General features: G+C 63.6%; 3 protein-coding genes. 1 reads left to right on the top strand and 2 read right to left on the bottom strand.

Going from position 1 to position 3787, the window contains the following annotated elements; genetic code table 11:
* Window positions 1-158 precede the first annotated feature (158 nt).
* Window positions 159-866, top strand: a complete 708-nt coding sequence (locus EOA85_RS30015) for an SDR family NAD(P)-dependent oxidoreductase (protein WP_029347638.1) — start codon at window positions 159-161, stop codon at window positions 864-866.
* Between the two features lie 91 nt (window positions 867-957).
* Here the strand turns inward: EOA85_RS30015 and rpsA are convergent, their stop codons facing one another.
* The gene (gene rpsA / locus EOA85_RS30010) at window positions 958-2655 is read right to left on the bottom strand and encodes a 30S ribosomal protein S1 (RefSeq protein ID WP_065006057.1); all 1698 of its coding nucleotides are present in this window, start codon (window positions 2653-2655) and stop codon (window positions 958-960) included.
* A 207-nt stretch (window positions 2656-2862) separates the two neighbouring features.
* Window positions 2863-3513, bottom strand: coding sequence for a (d)CMP kinase (gene cmk / locus EOA85_RS30005; protein ID WP_127212160.1), 651 nt, complete (start codon window positions 3511-3513; stop codon window positions 2863-2865).
* Window positions 3514-3787 lie beyond the last annotated feature (274 nt).

Here is a 3787-nt window from a genome sequence, read left to right as displayed (position 1 = left end):
CTGTGGCAGCGTCTGCTTGGGGATGCGATCCTCGTCGGATGGCCGCCGGCTTGAGGCGCGTAAACGACACTGTGTCATCGAGATTTCGGTTGAGTGATCGCGCGAAAGGCGCGACCTTCGACGGCGGCGCGGCATATGAGTGACTGGAGCGGTCGAAGATGACGGACACACTGGACGGCAGGCATGTTGTGGTGACCGGCGGCACAGGAGCGCTCGGTGGCGCGGTTGTCGGCAAACTGCTGGAGCAGGGTGCGGTCTGCCATGTGCCCAATGCCCATGCTGCCGCGCCCGCGCATTTTCCCTTCCCGGCACATGAGCGCGTCAGGTTGGCGCACAATGTCGATCTCGCCGATCCCGCTAAGGTCGATGCGTTCTATGCCAGCGTTACCGATTTGTGGGCATCCATCCATCTGGCCGGAGGTTTCACCGCTGCGCCGGTCGAGAAGATCGAGCCCGCGTCCTTTGCCGAAATGATGGATACCAACGCCCGCACCACCTTCCTGTGCTGCCGCGCGGCGATCCGCTCGATGCTGGAATCTTCAGTGTCGGGGCGCATCGTCAATGTCACGGCGCGCGCCGGGCTCGACCTTCGGCGCGGTTCCGGCATGGTCGCCTACGGCGCCAGCAAGGCGGCGGTCGCGGCAATGACGGTGGCGATGGCGGAAGAACTCAAGGGCAAGGGAATCCTGGTCAACGCGGTCGCGCCCTCGACGCTCGACACGCCGGCCACCAGGGCAGACATGCCGGCCGCCGATTTCAGCAAATGGGTCAGCCTCGAAGCGGCCGCTGAGGCCATTGCCTATCTCGCTTCGCCGGCCAATCTGGCGATGAGCGGCACGCTGGTGCCGCTTTACGGCAGGGCCTGACACAACAGGTCGTCGACCAAAGAAAACCCCGCCGGATCGCTCCGGCGGGGTTTTTCGTCACAGCCGCACCGAAAGCGGCAGCAACCAATCTTTAGCTGCCCTGCTTCTTCAGCGCGGCACCCAGGATGTCGCCCAGCGAAGCGCCGGAATCGGTCGAGCCGTACTGGGCGACCGCTTCCTTCTCCTCGGCGATTTCCAGCGCCTTGATCGAGACCTGCAGCTTGCGGGTCTTCTTGTCGAAGGCGATGACGCGGGCGTCGACCTTCTGGCCGACCGTGAAGCGCTCTGGGCGCTGCTCGTCGCGGTCGCGGCTGAGGTCGGAGCGCTTGATGAAGGTCTCGATGCCGCTCTCGACGAGCCGCACTTCCAGACCGCCATCCTTGACGCCGGTGACCTCGCAGGTGACGACCGCGTTCTTGCGCAGTTCGCCTGAAGTCGCCGCCTCGCCGGCCGTGTCCTTGGCCAGCTGCTTGATGCCGAGCGAGATGCGCTCCTTGTCGATGTCGACGTCGAGCACCTGCGCCTTGACCATGTCGCCGCGATTGTACTCCTCGATCACCTGCTCGCCCGGACGGGTCCAGTCGAGGTCGGAAAGATGGACCATGCCGTCGACATCGCCTTCGAGGCCGATGAACAGGCCGAATTCGGTCTTGTTCTTGACCTCGCCCTCGACCTGGCTGCCGACCGGATGGCTGCTGGCGAAAGCCTGCCACGGGTTCTCGAGCGTCTGCTTGAGACCGAGTGAAATGCGGCGCTTGGCCGGATCGACCTCGAGCACCACCACATCGACTTCCTGCGTCGTCGACAGGATCTTGCCGGGATGGACGTTCTTCTTCGTCCACGACATTTCCGAAACGTGGATGAGGCCCTCGATGCCCGGCTCCAGCTCGACGAATGCGCCGTAGTCGGTGATGTTGGTGACGGTGCCCTTGATCTTCTTGCCTATCGGGAATTTCGTTCCGATCTCGGACCACGGATCGCTCTCGAGCTGCTTCATGCCGAGCGAGATGCGGTGGGTTTCCTGGTTGATGCGGATGATCTGCACCTTGACCGTCTGGCCGATGTTGAGGATTTCGGTCGGATGGTTGACGCGGCGCCATGCCATGTCGGTGACATGCAGCAGGCCGTCGATGCCGCCGAGGTCGACGAACGCACCATAATCGGTGATGTTCTTGACGACGCCTTCGACCACCTGGCCTTCTTCGAGGTTCTGCACGATTTCCGAACGCTGTTCGGCGCGGCTTTCCTCGAGCACGGTACGGCGCGACACCACGATGTTGCCGCGGCGGCGATCCATCTTGAGGATCTCGAAAGGCTGCGGATTGTGCATCAGCGGCGAGACGTCGCGAATCGGGCGGATGTCGACCTGGCTGCGCGGCAGGAAGGCCACGGCGCCGTCGAGATCGACGGTGAAGCCGCCCTTGACCTGGTTGAAGATCACGCCTTCGACGCGCTCACCCTTGGTGAACTTCTCTTCGAGACGGACCCAGCTCTCTTCGCGGCGGGCCTTTTCACGGGAAAGCATCGCTTCGCCAAGCGCGTTCTCGATGCGCTCGACATAGACCTCGACCGAGTCCCCGACCTTGAGCGTCGAGTCCTTGCCCTTGACGCCGAATTCCTTCAGCGGCACGCGGCCTTCGACCTTGAGGCCGACATCGATGATGGCCATGTCCTTTTCGATCGCGGTGATCGTGCCCTTGACGACTTGGCCTTCGCCGGAATGGCCGGCGGAAAATGATTCTTCGAGCAGGCTCGCGAAATCATCGCGAGTAGGGTTTGCAACTGACATAGTTTCTCCTGGAATGCCCCGCATCTCAAGCGGGACGGGCGCCGTGGGTTAGCGTTGCGTTGGCCTGCCGGCGTTCCGGGCTTCAGAAAAGCCCTTGGCCGCCTAAGCGGCAATTCCGGCGCATGAAAAATGCTGGCAGGCTGGTTCGTGCACCCGATATAGGTTTCTTTTCGCCGCCGACAATCGGCAGCGGGAGCAAAACCCAGCTCAGGCTTTGTTTCTCTTGGCCAGAACGTCGTCGATGATCGCCCTAGCCGCCAGGAACGCGGCTTCTATAGCCATTTCCGAGGTGTCGAGCAAGTGCGCGTCGGCGGCAGGCTTCAGCGGCGAGTCGGCGCGACCCATGTCGCGCTCGTCGCGGCGCAGGATATCGGCGAGGATTTCGTTGAAATTGGCGGTGCCGCCGATGCTCTCGATCTCGGCCAGCCGCCGCTCTGCCCGCACTTCGGCGCTGGCCGTCACATAGAGCTTGATGTCGGCGTCGGGACAGACGACGGTGCCGATGTCGCGGCCGTCGAGGACGGCGCCCGGCGGCGCCTTGGCGAATTCGCGCTGCTTTTCGACCAGTACGCGCCGCACCGAAGGGAACACCGCCACTTTCGAAGCCGCCTCGCCGACCGCATGCGCCGACAGCACCGACCGGTCGAGCTTGGCCAGGTCGACCTGGCGGGCAGCGGTTTCGGCGGCCGACACATTGTCGAGCGGCAGACCGAGCCGAAGCAGCGCATGGGCCACAGCGCGATAGGTGAGGCCGGTGTCGAGCAGGTTCAGCCGGTAGTGGTCGGCCAGCCTTCGCGCCAGCGTGCCTTTGCCGGCGCCGGCGGGTCCGTCGATGGCGATGGTGAAGACGTGTGTCATTGACGGCTCAACGCTTTGTCCGCCCGGCAACAAGCCCTCGCGCCTTGGTCATCCCAGGCGCAGCGAACACGTAGCGGAGCGAAGACCCTGGGATCCATGCCGTCACATCAGCCAAAAAGTGCTGCCAACCAGAATTCAGCATCGCTGCGGCGCTCTGATGTCACGGCATGGATCCTGGGTCTGCGCCGCGTCGCTTCGCTCCTTGCTCCGCCCCAGGATGACGAAGGCAGAGGTGTTGGGGGCCAATTTCCAAGGTTTGCGACTGCCATGTCAC

It is taken from the genome of Mesorhizobium sp. M5C.F.Ca.IN.020.29.1.1 (assembly GCF_003997375.1).
GTDB lineage: Bacteria > Pseudomonadota > Alphaproteobacteria > Rhizobiales > Rhizobiaceae > Mesorhizobium > Mesorhizobium wenxiniae.
The sequence above is the reverse complement of the archived record's forward strand: the minus strand, read 5'-3'. Positions and strand labels throughout refer to the sequence as shown.

Bases quoted from the DNA above. Each gene is read 5' to 3' on its own strand.
- EOA85_RS30015 (WP_029347638.1), top strand. From the start codon at position 159: ATGACGGACACACTGGACGGCAGGCATGTTGTGGTGACCGGCGGCACA.
- rpsA (WP_065006057.1), bottom strand. From the start codon at position 2,655: ATGTCAGTTGCAAACCCTACTCGCGATGATTTCGCGAGCCTGCTCGAA.
- cmk (WP_127212160.1), bottom strand. From the start codon at position 3,513: ATGACACACGTCTTCACCATCGCCATCGACGGACCCGCCGGCGCCGGC.